This window comes from Vibrio sp. V10_P2A27P122 (genome assembly GCF_963874335.1).
Lineage (GTDB): Bacteria > Pseudomonadota > Gammaproteobacteria > Enterobacterales > Vibrionaceae > Vibrio > Vibrio anguillarum.
This window is the reverse complement of the sequence record NZ_CAWNHY010000269.1, coordinates 1-19,956: the sequence shown is the minus strand read 5'-3', so window position 1 is coordinate 19,956 and position 19,956 is coordinate 1. Positions and strand designations below refer to the sequence as shown.

The window sequence follows — 19,956 nt, the reverse complement described above, 5'->3', positions numbered from 1 at the left end:
ATTTGCAATGAAGCACCTAAAGGAAGGTGCGATCTATGCGGTTCTATTTATTCTTCTGGCAATTATTATTATTCAGGAGCCATCATTTTTAAGTTTACGCAACTTTAGTAATATATTAACGCAATCTTCAGTGCGCGTTATTATTGCATTGGGTGTGGCGGGGCTGATTGTAACGCAAGGAACCGACCTTTCTGCTGGACGTCAAGTGGGTTTAGCCGCTGTAATTTCGGCAACACTTTTACAATCAATTGATAACGTCAACAAAGTATTCCCCAGCATTGGTGACGTGCCGATTGTGGCTGTGATTCTTTGTGTGTGCGCGATCGGCGCGATCATCGGCTTAGTGAACGGTGTGATTGTTGCTTATTTAAAAGTAACGCCGTTTATCGCCACATTAGGCACCATGATCATCGTCTACGGGATTAACTCTCTCTACTACGATTCGGTGGGTGCATCTCCAATTGCAGGTTTTGATGAGCGTTTCTCTTCATTCACTCAAGGTTTTATTCGATTTGGAGATTTTAGGTTTTCGTACATAACCTTCTACGCCATTATCGCGATTATTTTTACATGGATTTTGTGGAATAAGACCGTTTTTGGTAAGAACATTTTCGCGGTCGGTGGTAACCCAGAAGCCGCAAAAGTTTCTGGTGTTAATGTGCCATTGACGCTACTGAAAGTGTATGCTTTATCGGGTGTGTTCTATGCGTTTGGCGGTATGTTGGAAGCTGGCCGTATCGGCAGTGCGACCAATAACCTTGGCTTCCTGTACGAGTTGGATGCGATTGCAGCCTGTGTTGTGGGTGGCGTGTCATTTGCTGGCGGTGTCGGAAGCATTGCGGGTGTGGTCACGGGTGTGCTTATCTTCACTGTGATCAACTATGGTATGACCTACATTGGCGTGAGCCCTTACTGGCAGTACATCATTAAAGGCGGCATTATTATTTTCGCTGTCGCGTTGGACTCAATGAAGTACGCGAATAAGAAATAGCCGCCTAAGAGCAGAAATACAATTTTCGACATTTAATCGCCGAAAATTGTCGAAATAAAATAAACAAAGAGCGCTTTTATCGGCGCTCTTTTGCTATTGCCCAGTAGGAAGCGTACGTTTTTCAAAATAGCGCACAATCTCCTCGATCAATATTTTGATACGTGACGGTTGGTGATCACGATTAGGATAGAGCAGATGCAAGTCCGATCCTGTGGCCAAATCGTGTGAACTAAAACTTTGCCGATAATCTTCCAAGAGAAGAACGAGTTTCCCAGCATTGAGGTCGGGTTGAATATCGAGTTGTGATTTGAGTGCAATACCTGCGCCTTCGAGTGCCCACTGACGAATCACTTCGCCATCATTAGACAAACGTGATGGTTTGATCAGAATATCTTGAACGACATCTCCTTTAAGAAAAGACCAACGCGTTAATGATTCACTTTTGCGTAGCATACCCAAGCAAGCATGCTGTTTGAGATCCTCTGGGTGCGTCGGTTGACCATGACACGCTAAATATGCGGGTGAGGCACAAAGAACGCGGCGACTTGTTGCTAATTTTCTGGAAACCAATTGACTATCTTTGAGTGTGCCGTAACGCAATACCAAATCAAGTTTTGTTTCATATATCCCTAACACACTGTCACTAAAGGTAATCTGAGGCACAATTTTAGGATGTCTTGCTAAGAAGGAGTCGAGCAGTGGCAGCAAATGTTGTCGCCCGAGATCTTTGGGTGCTGAAATTTTTATATTGCCTTCCAAGTGTGTTTTCTCGGCGAATAGCGAAGACTCGACTTCAGTGATGTTGGCTAAGGTTTGTAAACATAATGGATAGAAACGTTCGCCGGCTTCCGTCAATGCAATTTTACGTGTGGTTCTTTGCAGCAATTTCACGCCATAGTGGCGTTCAAGCTCTTGCAGTTTTAGTGTGACTGAAGCGGCGGACATATTGATGGCTTTTGCGGCGGCCGCCAACCCTTGTTGCTCAACAATGGCAACAAAGACCTCCATGTTCAATAATTTGTTCATTAAGATTCTATATCGCAGTTATTGTTAAGTAATCCTAAATACTCTTTTTAATTATAGCTAGATTATTTAGTGATTCTTTTGTTATAGCCTATGGATAACAACCCAATACAGAGCGATTGAATGATGAGTAGCTTATTTTCCCCGATACAAATCGGTCCACTTTCTTTGAATAACCGGCTGGTAATGGCCCCGATGACGCGTGCTCGGACAAGTCAACCGGGTAATGTTCCCAACGACATCATGGCGCAATATTATGCTCAGCGAGCGAGTGCTGGTCTGATTATTACTGAAGCAACACAAATATCAGACGATAGCCAAGGATACTCATTTACTCCTGGCATATACACGCCAGAACAAATAGTGGGTTGGCAGCAGGTCACTCAAGCCGTGCATGATCGCGGAGGAAAAATAGTGAATCAGCTATGGCATGTAGGGCGAGTATCGCATCCTGTTTTTCAACAAGGTCAAAAGCCGATGGCTCCTTCAGCTATTGCTCCAGTCGATACCAAAGTCTGGATTGCACAGCCGGGGAGTGCCGGTGAGATGATGGAATGCGTTGAACCAAGAGCAATGACATTGCAAGAGATTAACCAAGTGGTACGCGATTTTGCTAATGCTGCACACAATGCGATTGCGGCTGGCTTTGATGGCGTCGAAATTCATGGTGGTAATGGCTATTTGATCGATCAGTTTTTGCGAACCAATTCGAATCATCGCACTGATCAATATGGTGGCAGCAGAGAAAACCGCTTACGTTTTCTTATGGAAGTTGTGAGTGCAATCATTGATAAGGTTGGTGCTGACAAAGTTGGAGTTCGCTTGGCGCCTTACATCACATTTAAAGATATGAACTGCCCAGATATCGTCCCAACGATTTTGCAAGCGGCGGAGCAATTACAGAAACTCGGTATTGCGTATCTGCATTTGTCAGAAGCTGATTGGGATGATGCTCCACAAATCCCTGAAGATTTTCGCCGACATTTACGTGAGCTGTTCACCAATACCATTATTGTTGCAGGCCGATATGACGTTGAGCGAGCAAACCAAATCTTGGAAAATGGCTACGCTGACTTAGTCGCATTTGGGCGTCCCTTTATTGCGAATCCAGACTTAGTCGAGCGTTTGAAAATGAACCGTACATTATCGGCATTTGATCCAAGTTGCTTATTTGGTGGAGGTACTAAGGGATATACAGATTATCCAAACCATTCCTAAATCGAGATAGCCAGCAGTCGTTTGTTCTATGATTCTGCTGGCTTTTTTACAACTGGTTGGCCGTTATAAAACAATGAGCCATTAACGCGCAAAATGATACGCTAAAGGTAATAAGGCCACAGAATAAACATCCATGTGAATGCTGAAAATATCAACGCGATCAGTACGGCAGCTGAACCGATGTCTTTGGCGCGGCCACTGAGTTCGTGCCATTCGTTACCGATGCGGTCAACCACGGCTTCCACGGCGGAATTCATCAACTCCACAATCACAACTAAGACTAAGCAACCAATCATCATGATTTGCTCAATTTTAGTGACAGGCAAAAAGAAAGTAATGGTAATCAACAAAATTGAAGTGACAGTTTCTTGTCGAATAGCGGCTTCGTTTAGCCACGCGGCTTTCAGCCCTTGTATTGAATAACCTGTGGCATAAAACAGACGCTTTATACCCGTACGACCTGGTTTCATAAAATGAACAACCTAATAATGAATAACTATGACAATGGGCATGAGTGAATTACGTGTAGACGTAAAATAGCCTTCGCCCCGCACCCTCATGTTAAAAAAGAGAATCAATGACGTCAGTTCACTGATTCTCTTAAGTGGCCCGATATTAAACGCCCACCACGGGTAGTACAAGAGTAAAGCAAGCGCCTCCGAACACACTTTTAGCCACCGATACTTGGCCGTTGTGGCGTAAAACGATCTGTTTGACGATGGCCAAGCCTAATCCGAAGCCTGATTGTCGCTCTCCACGTGAGAGATCCGCGCTGTAAAAAGCATCAAAAATGAATGGCCAGTGTTGCGGGTCAATCCCTTCTCCATCATCATGGATATCAATTTGCACTGCTTGACCTGCGTTGAGCACGGAGGTTTCAACGGCTATTTTGCTTTTGGCGTATTTCTGAGCATTACCCAATAAATTATCCAGAGCTCTTTTGAGAAGGTATGGATCGACTTGTAAAGTGGCGACTTGTGCTAATGGCAGCAACTGGATCTCGACTACGCTGTTGCTACGCCATTTATCTAGTATCGGTTCGAGCCAGTAATTGAGCTGAATTGTCTGCATATTGAGTTCGTTCTCCGGCCTTTCAACTTTCGCGTAGTAAAGAAGTTCATCGACCATCGTTTCCATCTCTTCGGTATCTTCGATGATACTGGCGACTTTCGCCGCTTGTTTTGGTGTCAGAGATTCATCGGCCAACATTTCTGCTTGCCATTGGATCCGAAAGATAGGAGTGCGTAACTCATGAGCCACGGCATTACTCAGCGCTTTATTGCTGAGCACCAAGGCGGAAATTTTGCTCGCCATGTAGTTAAAGCTTTTGTTTAAAGAGCCGACTTTATCGCCGCTTTTGATGGAGGCGCGAGCGGTTAGATCACCAGCGGCAAAGGCTAAGGTCACTTTTTCCAATTCACGCACTCGCCGACTGATGAACCAGATCAGCAACACACAGTACAGTGCAAAGCCGACGACAAGCAGCAAAAGTGAGAGATTATCTGCGAAGAAAATGGCTTGCCTCAGTGGTGATTCTTCATCGGGTTTAAAGCTGTAAATTGGTGAGGTGGACGTCAGGCGCAGCCATAAAAAACGGTCATCATCGTAGTAGGTGTAGGCATTGGGGGCGGTGGTAAAGAAAAACGCTCGCACATCTGAGGGTAAGGTCTTTTCAGTATGCGTCTCTATCAGTTGTCGTGTTTTATCGGCATATTTTTTTAGTACATTTAAGGTGTTGGCTTCACCTTCATGCTGATAAATACGAGTGACCAAGTCATGAAATGCTTCAGCTTGATAATCTTCAAGTACGTAATCGTAGTCAGTACCAAGCTGGTAAACGACCAGTTCAATGGTAATGAGTGTCGCTAAAAAAAAGAGCAATAAACCAACAAAAGATTCAACGTAGATACGACGCATACAGGTTTCTTCTAAAATACGTGGTCATTACCACGTGTCTGGTACAAAAAGGTATCCTTTCCCTCGGACCGTAATAATGCGTTTCGGTGTGGAAGAATCATCACCGAGTTTTTTACGCAAAATGACAATCTTGTTATCGACGGTTCTATCAAGCCCATCGTATTCAATCCCGCGTAACGCTTTGGTTAATACATCCCGTGATAGGACTTGATCTGGTGTTGATGCCAGTAGCCACAGCAAGTCGAATTCGCTGTCGGTCATCGCTACGGCCTCACCATTCATTTCACACAGATGTCGAGATTGATTGAGATACAAGGCCCCAAATTCAAGCACGGTTTTCGCGGTTTGAATTGGCTCGTTGTCGACTCTGCGCAGTAGCATACGCATTCTTGCAAGCAAGACGCGTGGTTTAATCGGCTTTGTCACAAAATCATCGGCACCAATTTCCAGTGCTGCAACGTGATCAAAATCGTCATCACTGGCGGTTAGCATCAATATCTTACCGTTGTACATAGGACGGATCTGTCTACAAATTGTCAGCCCATCTTCACCGGGTAGCATTAAATCCAGTAACACGATATCTGGTTGTTGCTCTAAAATGACCGCGCTCGCTTTGGCACCTTCAGCAAGAGCAATGACGCTAATATCTTGACTTTCAAAGTATTCTGTTAACATTTCTCTGAGTTTTAGATCATCTTCAACGATGATTAAAGAGTGTCTATCCGTCATGGAGACTCCTAGATAGGTACGATGAACGACATGACAATCGCTGACATTGGAAAAATTTGAAGTGCATAGTAAAGCAAAGACCCAGCATTTTCGCTAGGTCTTTGTATGGTTGGATGAGTTTCTATTGATACAATCTCTTGTTATTCAACTGCTTTGGTCGGTGAAGAGCGAAGTTTGTTCGCCAGCATCACCACAAGTGGGCTAGTCAACATCACAACTGCAAGCACGGTAAACACGAAAGTGATCGGACGTTCCCACAAGAAGCTTAACTCCCCATCGCTGATCATCAACGCGCGGCGAAGGTTCTCTTCCATTAATCCACCCAAAATAAAGCCAAGCAGCAGTGGTGCCAGCGGGAAGTTGGCTAACCGTAGAGCAATCGCCCCCATCGCGACGATCAACATTACGTAAACATCCATAGTGTTAAACGAAACCAAATAAACACCGGTGATTGAGAAGAACAAAATCATCGGCAGCAATACGGTTCTTGGCACCGCCAATAGCCTTGAAATATATGGAATAAGCGGCAAGTTAAGGATGATCAGTACAATATTACCGAGATACATTGAGATGATGACAGACCAAAAGACATCGGGGTGATCAACAAATAAACGAGGGCCAGGTTGAATGCCGTAAGAGAGCAGGGCTCCAAGCATGATCGCTGTGGTGCCAGAGCCGGGAATGCCGAGTGTCAACAGCGGAACAAAAGATCCGCTAGAGGCGGCGTTATTGGCTGACTCTGGTGCAACAAGCCCACGCAAAGACCCTTTACCGAACTCTTCTTTTTTATCTTTGGGCGCTAAGCTGCGCTCCATACCATAACTCAAAAATGCGGCGATGGTTGCGCCAGCGCCGGGCAACACGCCGGTGAAAAAACCTAAAATGGAAGCACGAATTGAAACGGGAGCCGCTTCTTTAAATTCTGCTTTGGTGATTTTCATACTGCCCAAGTTGCTGATTTTATTCTGTTCATCTGTACGCGTGTCGTTTTCTGGTTTTAAAATACCCATTAATGTCTCGCCTAAAGCGAATGTCGCCATCGCCAGCAAGAGGAAGCTAAAACCGTCCATTAAATCAGTTAAGCCAAAGGTAAAACGTTCCACACCAACGCCTTTATCAATACCAACGGTAGAGAGCATCAAGCCAAGAACAACCATCATCCATGCTTTAAGGACCTGTCCTTTTCCAGCAAAGGCGGCGACCGCCGATAGACCGAGTAGCATCAACGCAAAATAGTCAGAGGATTGAAAACTCAGTGACACGCTGGCCAGTGCAGGCGCTGCGACCAAGAGCATAATCGCTGACAAGGTTCCGCCGGTAAAAGAGGCGTAAGCGGCGATGGCTAACGCTTTACCAGCTTGGCCTTTTTGCGCCATGGGGTAGCCATCAAACGCGGTGACCACGGTTGCTGAGCATCCGGGAGCATTAATCAAAATGGAGGAAGTGGAGCCGCCAAAAATAGCGCCGTAATAAACGCCGGCCATTAAAATTAAACCTGAAGATGGTTCAAGGCCATAGGTGATCGGGATCATCAACGCGATGGCCGAAATCGGGCCAAGCCCGGGCAACATGCCGATAAAAGTACCAACGAAACAGCCCACAATCACCATGAAGATGTTCATTGGCATCATGGCGGTAGAAAGCCCTTGTAAAATTCCATCTAACATAATCAGTTCCTACCAGAGTGTGAAAATAACGCCGGGCTCAAGGTAGATGTCCAAACCTTGAGTAAGCAGCAGATAAAACGCGATGACAAAGGGAAAAGAAGCACCAAATAACACTGATTTGCGTCTTTCACCCAAAATATAAAAGCCAGCGAGTAGAAAGAAACTGGTGGCCAGTACGAAGCCTAAATAGGTTAGACCAAGTCCGTACAGCGCCATCAACACCAAAAAACCAATCAACAATTTCCAGTTGAAGTGCAATACCGCGCCGCTTTGTTTATCGGGCTGCCCTAACACCAGCATCAACAAAGAGAGGCCAATTCCAGCGTAAGTCAGCAGAGTCGGCAAGGTTTGGGCGTTAAACGGTTCGTATTCATCACCGGGAAACATCGGTATTTGAGTCGTTTGATAGCCGTAGCAAAGGCTAAGAACAAGGAAGATCAACGCGCCAACGCGATCGCGGCACAGTAAATATTCTTTGCTGAAAAATTTGGTTGGCAGATCCGACATATCCAACTCCATGGTAAAAATAGGGGAGAAAAGAGCCGTGTAGCAGCGAGTTAATGAATTGATTAACTAAGGGCAAAGGGATAGGTGTATGGAGGTTTTCCTATTCATATTTGCCTGATAAACAAAGGAGTATTGAGCATAACTGCACACGGCAAAAGTGTTGCTAGCGGGGACAAGGCAAGGAACTGTCCCCTTAGCGACCTTACTTCAGGAAACCGAGCTCACGCATCAGATCACCCATCTCTTTCTCTTGGGCTTCTAAGAAGGCGTAAAACTCTTTATCCGCTTGATAATTATCGATCCAACCATTGCGGTCGCGGACGATTTTCCATTCATCGGTGGTGTACATTTTCGCTAATGCTGCGTTCCATTGATCAATCTTCTCTTGGCTGATCCCTGGGGCTGCGAAGAAGCCGCGCCAGTTAGCAAAGACGGTTGGGTTGCCATAGTCAGTTAATGTTGGAATATTCGGGGCAGATTCCAAACGTTTAGGGGCGGTGATCGCCAAAATTTTCACTTGGCCAGACTTGGACATTTCAAGCACTTCACCTAAGCCTGTTGAAAGCAGTTGTGTTTCACCAGAAAGCAGTGCCGCCATGGCTTTGCCACCCGCGTCATAGGCGATGTAGCGAACTTCTTTTGGATCCAACCCTTGCCCTTTGAAAGCGGCTGCGGCGACTAAGTGATCCATACTGCCACGAGCAGAACCGCCAGCGACTTTGACTTTACGCGGGTTGTCTTTGAAATCGGCAACCGCATCTTCCCACGTTTTGTATTTTGAATCGCCCGCAGCAACGATAGCGCCATAATCAGAAACGGTGGCGGCAATCGGTGTTAAATCGCGGAAGGATTGTGGAAAAACACCGGATAAAGAACGAACAACAATCGGTGTAGAGTTGACCATCAAGGTATCTTCTTGGCGGTCTGCGGTTTCAATTAGGTGTGCAATCGCTGTACCACCACCGCCACCGGATAAGTTTTGGTAAGACACATTGCCGACAATGTCGGTTTTCATCAGTACATCACCTGTACCACGAGCCGTCATGTCCCAACCACCACCCGCGCCACCGGGTACTAAAATGTGAAGTTTCTCAATATCAGCGGCGAAGCTGCTAACAGAAAAGGTTGCAGCCAGTATGGATGCAGTGAGGGTTGGTTTGAACTGCTTAAACATATTCACGTTCCTTATGTAGGGCGCATCTTCATCTTTACCTTGGAGCGTTTGTGATTGAATGCTACAGGCGGAGATAGGGTGCTTATCGTTGTTATCATGACTGCATCAATGATCTAATGCAGATACGTTAAGTTAATAACCTGTTACGGGTTTGTCTCTAATGCGTAGATAAAAACAATATAGGGCATAAAAACGTTTTTGTTCATAAAGTTCACAGCGTTATTTTGCTGCGTTGTGTGACGAGTCTTCGTTAGCGTCTTGTCTCACTATCTACTAGCAGTAATCGGGTGTTATTCATTGCAAATTGCGCAGCTGAGGCGTCATTACCTTGTTGAAGTAAGGTCGTGATACTGGGCAGCAGTAAGAAAAAGATCAAAGGTTCGGGATATTGGGCTTGCCATTGATGACGCTCATCTAACACATGCCCTTCGAAGTAGACGGTGAGTACCACACTGTCCGATGAAAAGTGCGATCCATGGAACCGCCCTAAAGTATGCGTCGAGCCCCATATTGAACTCAGTGGTCGCTCCGATGTGCTTTTAAGATAGAGATCAACAGCTACACTTTGCGATTGAGAACCTTGCGGTAGAGAATGTCGATGAACCGTTAAGCGCTCACCCGAATACTTGCCTTGCTGGAAAGGCAAATAACCTAAGTTGTTCGGTGTTACACGGCCATCGTTTGCACACATTTGAACCGAATCGGGCATTTGCTGGCTGCTGTACAATTCACAAGCAAATTGAGCAACAAGTTGCTTTACTGCGCTTTGAAATAAGCGAGCATCAAATGAGTGTTCTTGCTCAAGGTGTAAATTTAATTCAGGAAAAACAATAGGTAACTGGCTTGTTAGCGCGTTGAGGTCATTGATCGTAACCGATTGATTCTGCTCTATTGCCGTGCGAATAATATTTGGGTTGTCTGCCAATGAAAGATCATCTTCAGAATAGATCGCCTCACTCAGTAGTGGGTAGCTGCGCGGATTTTTCGGTTTACTGTTGTAAGCAATGCATCCAGATAAGAGCAACGAGCAGGCGAGAGCGTAACCAAAAGGAGAGTGCGTGATTCTCTTGCAAAGATTCATAAGTGACGGCCGTGTCATCGGTAATGGGTTGCACTGCTTATTCTATCTGCGAAATCGACACTTTTCTCTTTTCAAGCTCACAGAGTTTTATCTTCTGGTTCAAATTTAATCATTAAGTTTCTTATACATTAGTCTAATGTGTCGACAATTTTATTGATTATCGATGGTTTTATGGTCTATTTTAACAATAAATTTTAATAATTGTTAACACATATAAGTGTGTGAGTGCTTTGCGTCTCAGCATGAAGCCAACCTGTGAGCGATAACAAGATGAATAGTGCACTAACACTAAACAGTACTGATACAAAATCACACGCTGTTGAACGAGAAAAAGAGAACACCAAATCGGAAAACCTTACGGAGTATCTGATTGAGGCGATTGTTGAAGGGCGTATAGCACCGGGCAGCAAGATTTCAGAACCCGAACTCGCCAAACGTTTTCAAGTCAGCCGTGGGCCACTGCGTGAAGCGATAATGCGTGTGGAAGGCTTGGGGTTGATCGAACGTGTTTCACATGTGGGTGCGCGAGTCATTGAGTTGTCACCCGGTAAGTTGGTGGAGCTTTATGCAGTACGCGAAGCGTTAGAGGGTATGGCGGCAAGGTTAGCGGCGCGCAACATTTCGTCCTCTGAATTACAAGGGCTAGAGGCGTTATTGTCGACACATTCGAATCATATTGAGCAAGTCGAAGGGGCTTCCTATTTTCATCAACACGGTGATTTTGACTTTCATTACCGCATCATCAAAGCCAGCCGTAATCATAAATTAGTGACTTTATTGTGTGATGAGCTCTATCACTTACTGCGCATGTATCGTTATCAATCGCCACGCTCACATTCACGTCCGAAGGAGGCGTTGGATGAGCACAAATACATTCTACAAGCGATCAAAAACGGCGATGAAGAACTGGCTGAGATGTTGATGCGACGCCATATTTCGGGCAGTCGAATCTTGATTGAACAGCAGATAGTAAAAGAGTAAGCCACAGGGCGGCGGGCAGAAAATAATCATGCCTGCAATGAAGAAAACCAAGAACCACGCATAGAGCGGCCTTGAATAAGGGCGATAACCAAGCGACTGATTAGGAGAATCTCATGAGCTTAAGTCAGGGGGCGAAATTTAGACTCGCTGTTCAACAAAATGATCCACTGCAGATTGTCGGCACGATCAATCCCTATTGCGCAATGATGGCCAAACGTTTAGGCCACCAAGCCATTTATCTGTCGGGTGGTGGCATCGCTAACGCTTCGTATGGTTTGCCCGATTTAGGTATCACCACATTAAATGACGTGCTGGTGGATGTTGAGCGCATCACCAATGCGTGTGATTTGCCTTTGTTGGTGGATATTGATACTGGTTTTGGCGGCGCATTTAGCATTGCTCGCACTATCAAAGCGATGGAGAAAGCGGGCGCTGCTGCCGTGCATATGGAAGATCAAGTTGCGCAGAAACGCTGCGGGCACCGCCCTAATAAAGCGATCGTCAGCCAGCAAGAGATGGTTGACCGCGTAAAAGCCGCGGTAGATGCACGAGTGAACCCAGAGTTTGTGATCATGGCGCGCACCGATGCGTTAGCGGTGGAAGGCATTGATAGCGCCATTGAACGTGCCATTGCTTACGTGCAGGCCGGAGCCGATATGATTTTCCCCGAAGCGATGACCACTCTTGAGCAGTACGATCGTTTCTCCACCGCGCTAAGCGCAGCTTGTGGTAAGTCAGTGCCGATTTTAGCCAATATTACTGAGTTTGGGCAGACGCCGCTCTACCCATGTGCAGAACTTGCTCAAGTGAAAGTGGATATGGTGCTTTACCCATTGAGTGCGTTTCGTGCGATGAATAAAGCAGCTGAGAATGTCTATCGCCATTTATTAGAGCAGGGCAACCAACAAGCTTTGCTCGATAGCATGCAAACCCGTAGCGAGCTGTATGACTATCTCAATTACCACGATTACGAAGATAAGCTCGACGAGCTTTTTTCATCAAAGGAATAATAAAAACAAAGGAAAAGGAGTTCAACATGTCAAACGCACCACTGGGCGGCGCAGGTCTGCGCGGTCAAAGCGCGGGAGTCACCGCTTTATGTACTGTCGGAAAAACGGGGACGGGTCTAACTTATCGAGGTTATGACATCACCGATCTTGCCAACCATGCACAGTTTGAAGAGGTCGCTCATCTGTTATTGATTGGCCATTTACCTAATCAAAGTGAACTTGACCAGTACAAAACCCGCTTAATGGGATTACGAGGTTTACCGCAGCCGTTAAAAGCCGCGCTAGAGCTGCTGCCAGCCAGTACACATCCAATGGACGTAATGCGCACTGGCTGTTCAGTTTTAGGCAACCTTGAAACCGAGCACAGTTTTGCTGAGCAGTTGAGTGCGACCGAACGGATGTTGGCACTTTTCCCCGCTATTATCTGTTATTGGTATCGTTTCAGCCACCAAGGTATCCGGATTGACACTGAAGATCAAAGCGAAGCATGCATTGGTGGCTACTTCTTAAAAATGCTGACAGGAAAAGCACCGAGCGAGCTGCACAAGCAGGTGATGCATTGCTCATTGATTCTGTACGCAGAGCACGAGTTTAATGCATCAACGTTTGCCGCGCGCGTCTGTGCTTCTACGCTGTCAGATATTCACTCTTGCGTAACTGGGGCGATTGGCACACTGCGTGGCCCGTTGCATGGTGGAGCCAATGAAGCGGCGATGGCGATGATCGAACGCTGGCAAACACCGGACGAAGCTGAGGCCAATATTCTGCAAATGTTGGCTAATAAAGACAAAATTATGGGCTTTGGTCATGCTATTTATCGTGAAAGTGACCCGCGTAACGCATTGATCAAACGTTGGTCAAAAGCGTTATCTGAAGCGGTGGGCGACACGCATTTGTACGCGGTATCAGAACGTGTTGAAGCGGTGATGAAACGTGAGAAAGGCCTATTTTGTAATGCGGATTTCTTCCACGCTTCGGCCTATCATTTTATGGGTATTCCTACGCCATTATTTACCCCTATTTTTGTGATGAGTCGATTAACCGGCTGGGCCGCTCATGTGTTTGAGCAGCGCGCTAATAACCGAATTATTCGCCCAAGTGCCGATTATGACGGTCCTGAACATCAAGAGTGGATACCAATAGAGCAGCGTTAATGGGATGAAATCAAGCCATGCTCCTTTGGTGTATGGTTTGATGGCAGGTAAAACCTAGCTCGCTAGACGATGTTTTGAATAGACAATGTTTCGAATAGACAGTTTTATGGGTGGAATTGATGAGTCATCAAACGATCAACAGCCAATACAAAAAAGTATTACCAGCGACCGCGCTGGAGTATTTTGATGCACGACAAGCGGTCAATGATATCCAAGCCGGAGCGTATGATCGGCTACCTTACACCTCACGAATACTGGCGGAAAACTTAGTCCGCCGCTGTGAGCCGCACACATTGGTTGATTCGCTGAAACAGCTGATTGAGCGTAAGCGCGATCTCGACTTCCCGTGGTATCCGGCGCGTGTGGTGTGCCACGACATTTTAGGGCAAACCGCTTTAGTGGACTTGGCGGGGTTAAGAGACGCGATCGCTCAGCAAGGCGGTGATCCATCCAAAGTAAACCCTGTGGTGGAAACGCAACTGATTGTCGATCACTCACTCGCGGTTGAACATGCCGGCTTCGAAGCTGACGCGTTTGAAAAAAACCGTGCGATTGAAGATCGCCGCAATGAAGATCGCTTTCACTTTATCGAATGGTGCAAAACCGCCTTTGAAAATGTCAGCGTTATTCCGGCAGGCAATGGCATCATGCACCAGATTAACTTAGAAAAAATGTCGCCCGTCATCCAAGTGAAAAACGGCTTAGCATTTCCAGATACTTGTGTCGGTACTGACAGCCATACTCCTCATGTCGATTCATTAGGTGTGTTGGCGATTGGCGTCGGTGGGTTAGAAGCTGAAACAGTGATGTTAGGTCGGCCTTCGATGATGCGTCTGCCCGATATTGTCGGCGTTAAACTAACCGGTCAACGCCAAGCGGGGATCACCGCGACCGACATTGTGCTTGCCATTACGGAGTTCTTGCGAAATCAGCGCGTGGTGTCTTGTTATCTGGAGTTTTTCGGAGAAGGCGCTCGCGCATTGACGATTGGCGATCGCGCAACGCTTTCCAATATGACACCTGAATATGGTGCAACCGCAGGCATGTTCTATATTGATGAGCAAACCATCAACTATCTCAAACTCACGGGTCGAGACGCACAGCAAGTAGCCTTGGTTGAACAGTACGCTAAGCAAACCGGCTTATGGGCCGATGATTTGATTGAAGCGCAATACGAACGGGTGCTGGAGTTTGATCTCTCAAGTGTACAGCGCAATTTAGCCGGGCCTTCGAATCCTCATCGCCGTTTGCCGACAAGCGAACTGACCGAGCGCGGTATTGCGGGGGCGTGGCAAACCAAAGAAGGCGAATTACCTGATGGCGCAGTGATCATCGCCGCCATTACTTCGTGCACCAATACCAGTAATCCGCGCAATGTCGTGGCCGCCGCGTTGCTGGCGAAAAAGGCTAATCAATTGGGTTTGGTTCGCAAACCTTGGGTCAAAACCTCCTTTGCACCGGGCTCAAAAGTAGCCAAACTTTATTTAGAGGAAGCAGGCCTGCTGCCTGAACTAGAACAGCTCGGTTTTGGCATCGTCGCTTATGCATGCACCACCTGTAATGGCATGAGTGGCGCGCTTGATCCTAGGATTGAGCAGCAAATCATTGAACGCGATCTCTATACGACGGCTGTGCTATCAGGTAACCGAAACTTTGATGGCCGCATTCATCCCTATGCGAAACAGGCTTTTCTTGCCTCTCCGCCATTGGTGGTGGCGTATGCACTTGCGGGTACGATTCGTTTTGATATTGAAAAAGACGCGTTGGGAATAGATGCGCAAGGCAAGCCGATTTACCTCAATGACTTATGGCCAACCGATGAAGAGATCGATGATGTGGTGGCGCGTCATGTTAAGCCCGAACAGTTCAAACAAATCTACATTCAGATGTTTAAATTAGATGAGCACATGGTCAAACAAAAGCCACTTTATGATTGGCGCCCCATGAGCACTTATATCCGTCGTCCGCCTTATTGGGAAGGTGCGTTAGCGGGTGAACGTCGGTTGTCAGCCATGCGACCTTTGGCGATTTTAGGTGACAACATCACTACGGATCATTTATCGCCATCGAACGCTATTTTAGCGACCAGTGCCGCTGGGGAATATTTGCTCAAAATGGGCGTTCCGGAGCAAGATTTTAACTCCTATGCCACGCATCGTGGTGACCATCTGACCGCGCAACGCGCCACTTTTGCTAACCCCAAACTGTTCAATGAGATGGTGCAAGAGGAGGGCAAAGTAAAGCAAGGCTCGTTGGCGCGTATTGAACCTGAAGGCTTGGTTACCCGCATGTGGGAAGTGATAGAGACTTATATGGATCGTAAGCAGCCATTGATCATTATTGCTGGGGCCGATTATGGGCAAGGTTCGTCACGTGATTGGGCGGCGAAAGGTGTACGTTTGGCGGGAGTTGAAGCCATTGTTGCCGAGGGGTTTGAACGGATCCATCGCACGAATTTAGTCGGGATGGGTGTTCTGCCACTGCAATTTAAAACGGGAACAGACCGCCACACACTGCAACTCGATGGTACTGAGCTTTATGATGTGGTGGGAGATATTAAGCCGAGCGTCGACTTAACCTTGGTGATCACGCGTACGCAAGGCGCAAATAAGGGCGAACAGCAGAAGGTTACGGTGACCTGTCGTTTAGACACGGCTGATGAAGTCAGTGTGTATCAGGCTGGTGGCGTATTGCAGCGTTTTGCGCAAGATTTTCTGGCTCAATGACGCTAAGGATAAAGGAGTATCAGGTGAGTAACTCATTAAAAATTCCGGCGATGTATATGCGCGGCGGCACCAGTAAGGGCGTGTTTTTTCGGCTTGAAGATTTACCCAAAGAGGCTCAGCAAGCGGGAGAGGCGCGAGATCAACTGCTGTTGCGTGTCATTGGTAGCCCCGATCCTTATGGCAAACAAATTGATGGCATGGGCGGCGCAAGTTCTAGCACCAGCAAAGCCGTGATTCTCTCCAAAAGTGAGCAAGCCGATCACGATGTCGATTATCTATTCGGCCAAGTTTCGATAGACAAAGCGTTCGTAGATTGGAGCGGCAACTGCGGTAACCTTTCTGCGGCAGTAGGGCCATTTGCGATTCACAGCGGTTTTATCGACCCAGAACGGATCCCTAATAACGGTGTAGTGACGGTTCGCGTTTGGCAAGCCAACATTGGCAAAACCATTCTTATTCATGTGCCAATTGAACAGGGTGAAGTGCAAGAGTGTGGTGATTTCGAACTTGATGGGGTGACTTTTCCCGCCGCCGAAATTGCGGTTGATTTTCTCGATCCTGCCGATGATAGCGGTGTGATGTTCCCAACCGGAAATGTGCTCGACCAACTGCAAATCCCCGGCATGGGAACCTTGAATGCAACGCTCATTAATGCGGGCATTCCGACGATTTTTATCGATGCACACGACATCGGTTATCAAGGTACTGAGCTGCAAGAGGCGATCAACAATGATGATCATGCCTTGGCGATGTTTGAATCGATTCGCGCTTATGGCGCTGTGAAAATGGGTTTGATTGAGCATATTGAACAAGCCCAACTGCGCCAACATACGCCTAAAGTAGCGTTTGTAGCAAAAGCGCAATCCTATTTGTCATCCAGTGATAAAGCGGTATCGGCGAACGATGTCGATATTGTGGTGCGCGCGCTGTCTATGGGAAAACTGCATCATGCGATGATGGGAACGGCCGCCGTGGCCATCGCTTCAGCGGCCAGTGTCCCTGGAACGTTAGTGAATATGTTGGCGGGCGGTGGAGCAAAAGAATCGGTCACTTTTGGTCATCCATCCGGTACGCTGAAAGTGGGCGCTAAAGCCGTTTTACGAGAGGGTCATTGGGGAATAGAGAAAGCCAGTATGAGCCGCAGCGCGCGGGTGTTAATGGAAGGTTGGGTGCGAGTTCATCGTTAAGCCTCAAATCATGTTAAGGGAAATGTTATGTCGGCATATTTAAAGGAATATCAATGGGCTCAATCTGAACCTGAATCATTTTGGCAGGCTCAAGCTCGGCAGATTGAGTGGTTTGAGTTTCCCCAAACTATCTTACAAAAAGATGAGCATGGCATTGAACGCTGGTTTACCGATGGTGTACTCAATACCTGTTGGTTGGCGTTAGATTTCCATTGTGAGCAGGGGCGAGGTGAGCAAACCGCGCTGATTTATGATTCCCCAGTAACCGGAAGAAAGCGTCAATACAGCTATACGCAATTACGAGATCAGGTAGCGAAAGTGGCGGGAATGTTGGCAATGCAAGGTGTTGCTAAAGGCGATCGGGTGATCATTTATATGCCAATGATCCCGGAAGCAGTGATGGCGATGCTCGCTTGTGCACGGCTTGGCGCGATTCACTCTGTCGTTTTTGGCGGTTTTGCACCCAATGAATTAGCGGTGCGTATTGAAGATGCTGAACCGAAAGTGATCATGACGGCATCTTGCGGTATCGAAATCAATAAGATTTTACCCTACAAACCCTTAGTTGACCGTGCCATTTTAGACAGCAAATGGAAGCCGGAAAAAGTGGTGGTGTTACAACGCTCGGAGCATGTGGCTGACTTAAATAATGAGCGAGATCTAGAGTGGAATCGAGCCGTTAAAGAAGCGCCGCCGCATGATTGTGTGCCGGTTTTGGCGACCGATCCGCTTTATATTCTTTACACATCAGGTACAACAGGCAAACCCAAAGGGGTGGTGCGCGACAACGGTGGTCATGCGGTTGCGATGAAGTACTCCATGTCAACCATCTACAATATGCCTCAACAAGGTGTTTTTTGGGCTGCGTCGGACGTGGGGTGGGTAGTCGGTCACTCTTACATTGTTTATGCGCCCTTGATTCACGGTTGCACCACTATTTTGTATGAAGGTAAACCAGTGCGCACACCGGATCCGGCTGCATTTTGGCGAGTGTGCCAAGAGTATAAGGTGGACGTGCTTTTTTCTGCGCCTACCGCCTTTCGCGCCATCAAAAAAGAAGATCCCAATGGCGATCTACTCAAACATTATGATTTATCCACTTTAACCACTATTTTTATGGCCGGAGAGCGTCTTGACCCGCCGACACTTGAATGGGTAGAACAGCACACTCAAAAGCCAGTAGTTGACCATTGGTGGCAAACCGAAACTGGTTGGGCGATTGCTGGAAATCCGATAGGGCTTGAGTCTATGCCAATTAAAGCGGGGTCAGCAACGAAACCGATCCCCGGCTATCAGGTTGAGATTCTCAATGAGCTAGGTGAAGTGATGCCTGCCCATCAACAAGGGTTTGTGGCGTTGAAACGCCCCTTACCACCAAGTTGTTTAGCGACGGTATGGCGAGATCACGAACGATTTGAGTCCGGTTACCTTGCTCAATTTGACGGTTACTATGTTTCTGGTGATGGTGGCTATTTGGATGAAGAGGGTTATCTCTTCATCATGGGGCGAATTGATGATGTGATAAACGTTGCAGGCCATCGTTTATCTACGGGGGAGATGGAAGAAATCGTCGGTGCTCATCCTGCGGTTGCCGAATGTGCTGTCGTCGGAGTGTATGACGAGCTGAAAGGGCAGTTGCCGCTAGGGTTGGTGGTACTCAAAGATGGCGTTAAGGTGGATGAGCGCGAGTTGGAACAAGAACTTGTTAACAAAGTGCGCAGTGAAATTGGTGCGGTAGCGTGCTTTAAGCATGCGTTAATTGTTGATCGTTTACCCAAAACGCGCTCTGGTAAAATTCTGCGTCGCGTCATTCGACAAATTGCCGATGGCGAAGAGTATGCTGTCCCTTCAACAATTGATGACCCAATGAGCTTGAGTGAGTTAGAAAAAGCGCTCCATCACTAGCGGCTACCTATAGTTGACGATTAATTGAGGCGCCTCAGATGAATGAGGCGTTTTTATTGCCAATTTGCAATCCGCATTTTATTTGTTTCTCTTAGTTCATCTGTCTTAGTTCTAAGACGAGATTAGCGCTCAATCGACCAAAAACACTACGCATGAAGATATATTTTTTAATCACTATCTTATAGAATCACGGCCAAAGCTTTATTCATTCAGAGCGCGAAATATGTCGTTAGTTATCATAACTCCTGCTTGTGATCGTGATTTACCGCAACTGAATCAGTTGATGTATGACCTTCATCATGAGCATCACCTTGCTTGCCCTGAGCATTTCAAAACAGCAGAAGAGATTGAACAAGAAAAAAGTATTGCTCGTTATTTAGATGATCCGGAATGTTTGGTTTACGTTGCCAAAATAGACAGTCAAATTGTGGGATTTATATCGGGTCACTTTTGCGAGTTAATTTCAAGCGTGAGCAAAGCGGTACCAATGGGCAGTATTGATGAGCTTTACGTTGAGCCACAATATCGTCAGCAGCATATCGCACAGCAGCTGTTTCAAAAAATGGAACAGACATTAAAAGAGTACGGTATTACCCAAGTATTTGTCGAAGTGTGGGATTTTAACCAAGGAGCGCAATCTTTTTATCAACGTTCTGGTTTTTCATCGCATATACATTGGTTAAGAA

17 protein-coding genes are annotated in these 19,956 nt (G+C 46.7%); 9 read left to right on the top strand and 8 right to left on the bottom strand.

All coding sequences use genetic code 11. The annotated features are described in order from the left end of the window. Positions 1-991, top strand: a 991-nt coding sequence (gene mglC, locus AACQ17_RS14005; protein ID WP_094167719.1) for a galactose/methyl galactoside ABC transporter permease MglC, incomplete at its 5' end; no start/stop codon positions are given. A 93-nt stretch (positions 992-1,084) separates the two neighbouring features. Here the strand turns inward: mglC and AACQ17_RS14000 are convergent. Beyond that, entirely contained in the window at positions 1,085-2,017 is a 933-nt protein-coding gene (locus AACQ17_RS14000; RefSeq protein ID WP_047689171.1) for a LysR family transcriptional regulator, read from the bottom strand. A 123-nt stretch (positions 2,018-2,140) separates the two neighbouring features. On the opposite strand from AACQ17_RS14000, the gene AACQ17_RS13995 reads away from it, so the two are divergent. Continuing rightward, the gene (locus AACQ17_RS13995) at positions 2,141-3,232 is read left to right on the top strand and encodes an alkene reductase (protein ID WP_198300489.1); all 1,092 of its coding nucleotides are present in this window, start codon (positions 2,141-2,143) and stop codon (positions 3,230-3,232) included. Between the two features lie 101 nt (positions 3,233-3,333). Here the strand turns inward: AACQ17_RS13995 and AACQ17_RS13990 are convergent, their stop codons facing one another. The 7 genes from AACQ17_RS13990 to AACQ17_RS13960 form a co-directional block, all read right to left on the bottom strand. Beyond that, positions 3,334-3,702 carry a diacylglycerol kinase gene (locus AACQ17_RS13990; RefSeq protein WP_094167718.1) on the bottom strand — a complete coding sequence of 123 codons (369 nt, stop codon included), beginning with the start codon at positions 3,700-3,702 and terminating at the stop codon, positions 3,334-3,336. Between the two features lie 145 nt (positions 3,703-3,847). Continuing rightward, on the bottom strand, positions 3,848-5,149 hold the full coding sequence (locus tag AACQ17_RS13985) for an ATP-binding protein (RefSeq protein WP_094147056.1): 1,302 nt from the start codon (positions 5,147-5,149) through the stop codon (positions 3,848-3,850). 27 nt (positions 5,150-5,176) lie between these two features. Then, positions 5,177-5,878 (bottom strand): response regulator, encoded by a 702-nt coding sequence (locus AACQ17_RS13980; protein ID WP_094147057.1) that lies wholly within the window; start codon positions 5,876-5,878, stop codon positions 5,177-5,179. Between the two features lie 140 nt (positions 5,879-6,018). Further along, positions 6,019-7,545: a tripartite tricarboxylate transporter permease gene (locus AACQ17_RS13975; RefSeq protein ID WP_017046152.1), complete on the bottom strand. Its 1,527-nt coding sequence runs from the start codon at positions 7,543-7,545 to the stop codon at positions 6,019-6,021. A 9-nt stretch (positions 7,546-7,554) separates the two neighbouring features. Next, positions 7,555-8,052, bottom strand: a complete 498-nt coding sequence (locus AACQ17_RS13970) for a tripartite tricarboxylate transporter TctB family protein (protein ID WP_010318351.1) — start codon at positions 8,050-8,052, stop codon at positions 7,555-7,557. 202 nt (positions 8,053-8,254) lie between these two features. Then, positions 8,255-9,226: a Bug family tripartite tricarboxylate transporter substrate binding protein gene (locus AACQ17_RS13965; protein WP_094147058.1), complete on the bottom strand. Its 972-nt coding sequence runs from the start codon at positions 9,224-9,226 to the stop codon at positions 8,255-8,257. Positions 9,227-9,476: 250 nt separating this feature from the next. Next, positions 9,477-10,307 (bottom strand): hypothetical protein, encoded by an 831-nt coding sequence (locus AACQ17_RS13960; protein ID WP_094147059.1) that lies wholly within the window; start codon positions 10,305-10,307, stop codon positions 9,477-9,479. 270 nt (positions 10,308-10,577) lie between these two features. Between AACQ17_RS13960 and AACQ17_RS13955 the strand changes: the two genes are divergently transcribed. From AACQ17_RS13955 to AACQ17_RS13925, 7 genes are all read left to right on the top strand, one after another. Continuing rightward, positions 10,578-11,288 carry a GntR family transcriptional regulator gene (locus AACQ17_RS13955; RefSeq protein WP_094126991.1) on the top strand — a complete coding sequence of 237 codons (711 nt, stop codon included), beginning with the start codon at positions 10,578-10,580 and terminating at the stop codon, positions 11,286-11,288. A 113-nt stretch (positions 11,289-11,401) separates the two neighbouring features. Continuing rightward, positions 11,402-12,298 carry a methylisocitrate lyase gene (gene prpB, locus AACQ17_RS13950; RefSeq protein ID WP_094147060.1) on the top strand — a complete coding sequence of 299 codons (897 nt, stop codon included), beginning with the start codon at positions 11,402-11,404 and terminating at the stop codon, positions 12,296-12,298. 26 nt (positions 12,299-12,324) lie between these two features. Continuing rightward, entirely contained in the window at positions 12,325-13,452 is a 1,128-nt protein-coding gene (gene prpC / locus AACQ17_RS13945; RefSeq protein ID WP_013856951.1) for a bifunctional 2-methylcitrate synthase/citrate synthase, read from the top strand. Between the two features lie 119 nt (positions 13,453-13,571). Continuing rightward, positions 13,572-16,178, top strand: a complete 2,607-nt coding sequence (gene acnD, locus AACQ17_RS13940) for a Fe/S-dependent 2-methylisocitrate dehydratase AcnD (RefSeq protein ID WP_094147061.1) — start codon at positions 13,572-13,574, stop codon at positions 16,176-16,178. Then, positions 16,175-17,365, top strand: a complete 1,191-nt coding sequence (prpF, locus tag AACQ17_RS13935; RefSeq protein ID WP_094147062.1) for a 2-methylaconitate cis-trans isomerase PrpF — start codon at positions 16,175-16,177, stop codon at positions 17,363-17,365. Before acnD ends, prpF begins: the two co-directional genes overlap by 4 nt. A gap of 27 nt (positions 17,366-17,392) precedes the next feature. Further along, a complete protein-coding gene (locus tag AACQ17_RS13930) occupies positions 17,393-19,270 on the top strand; it encodes a propionyl-CoA synthetase (RefSeq protein WP_094147063.1) in 1,878 nt (625 codons plus the stop codon). Positions 19,271-19,493: 223 nt separating this feature from the next. After that, on the top strand, positions 19,494-19,956 hold a 463-nt coding region (locus AACQ17_RS13925; protein WP_094167717.1), incomplete at its 3' end, for a GNAT family N-acetyltransferase.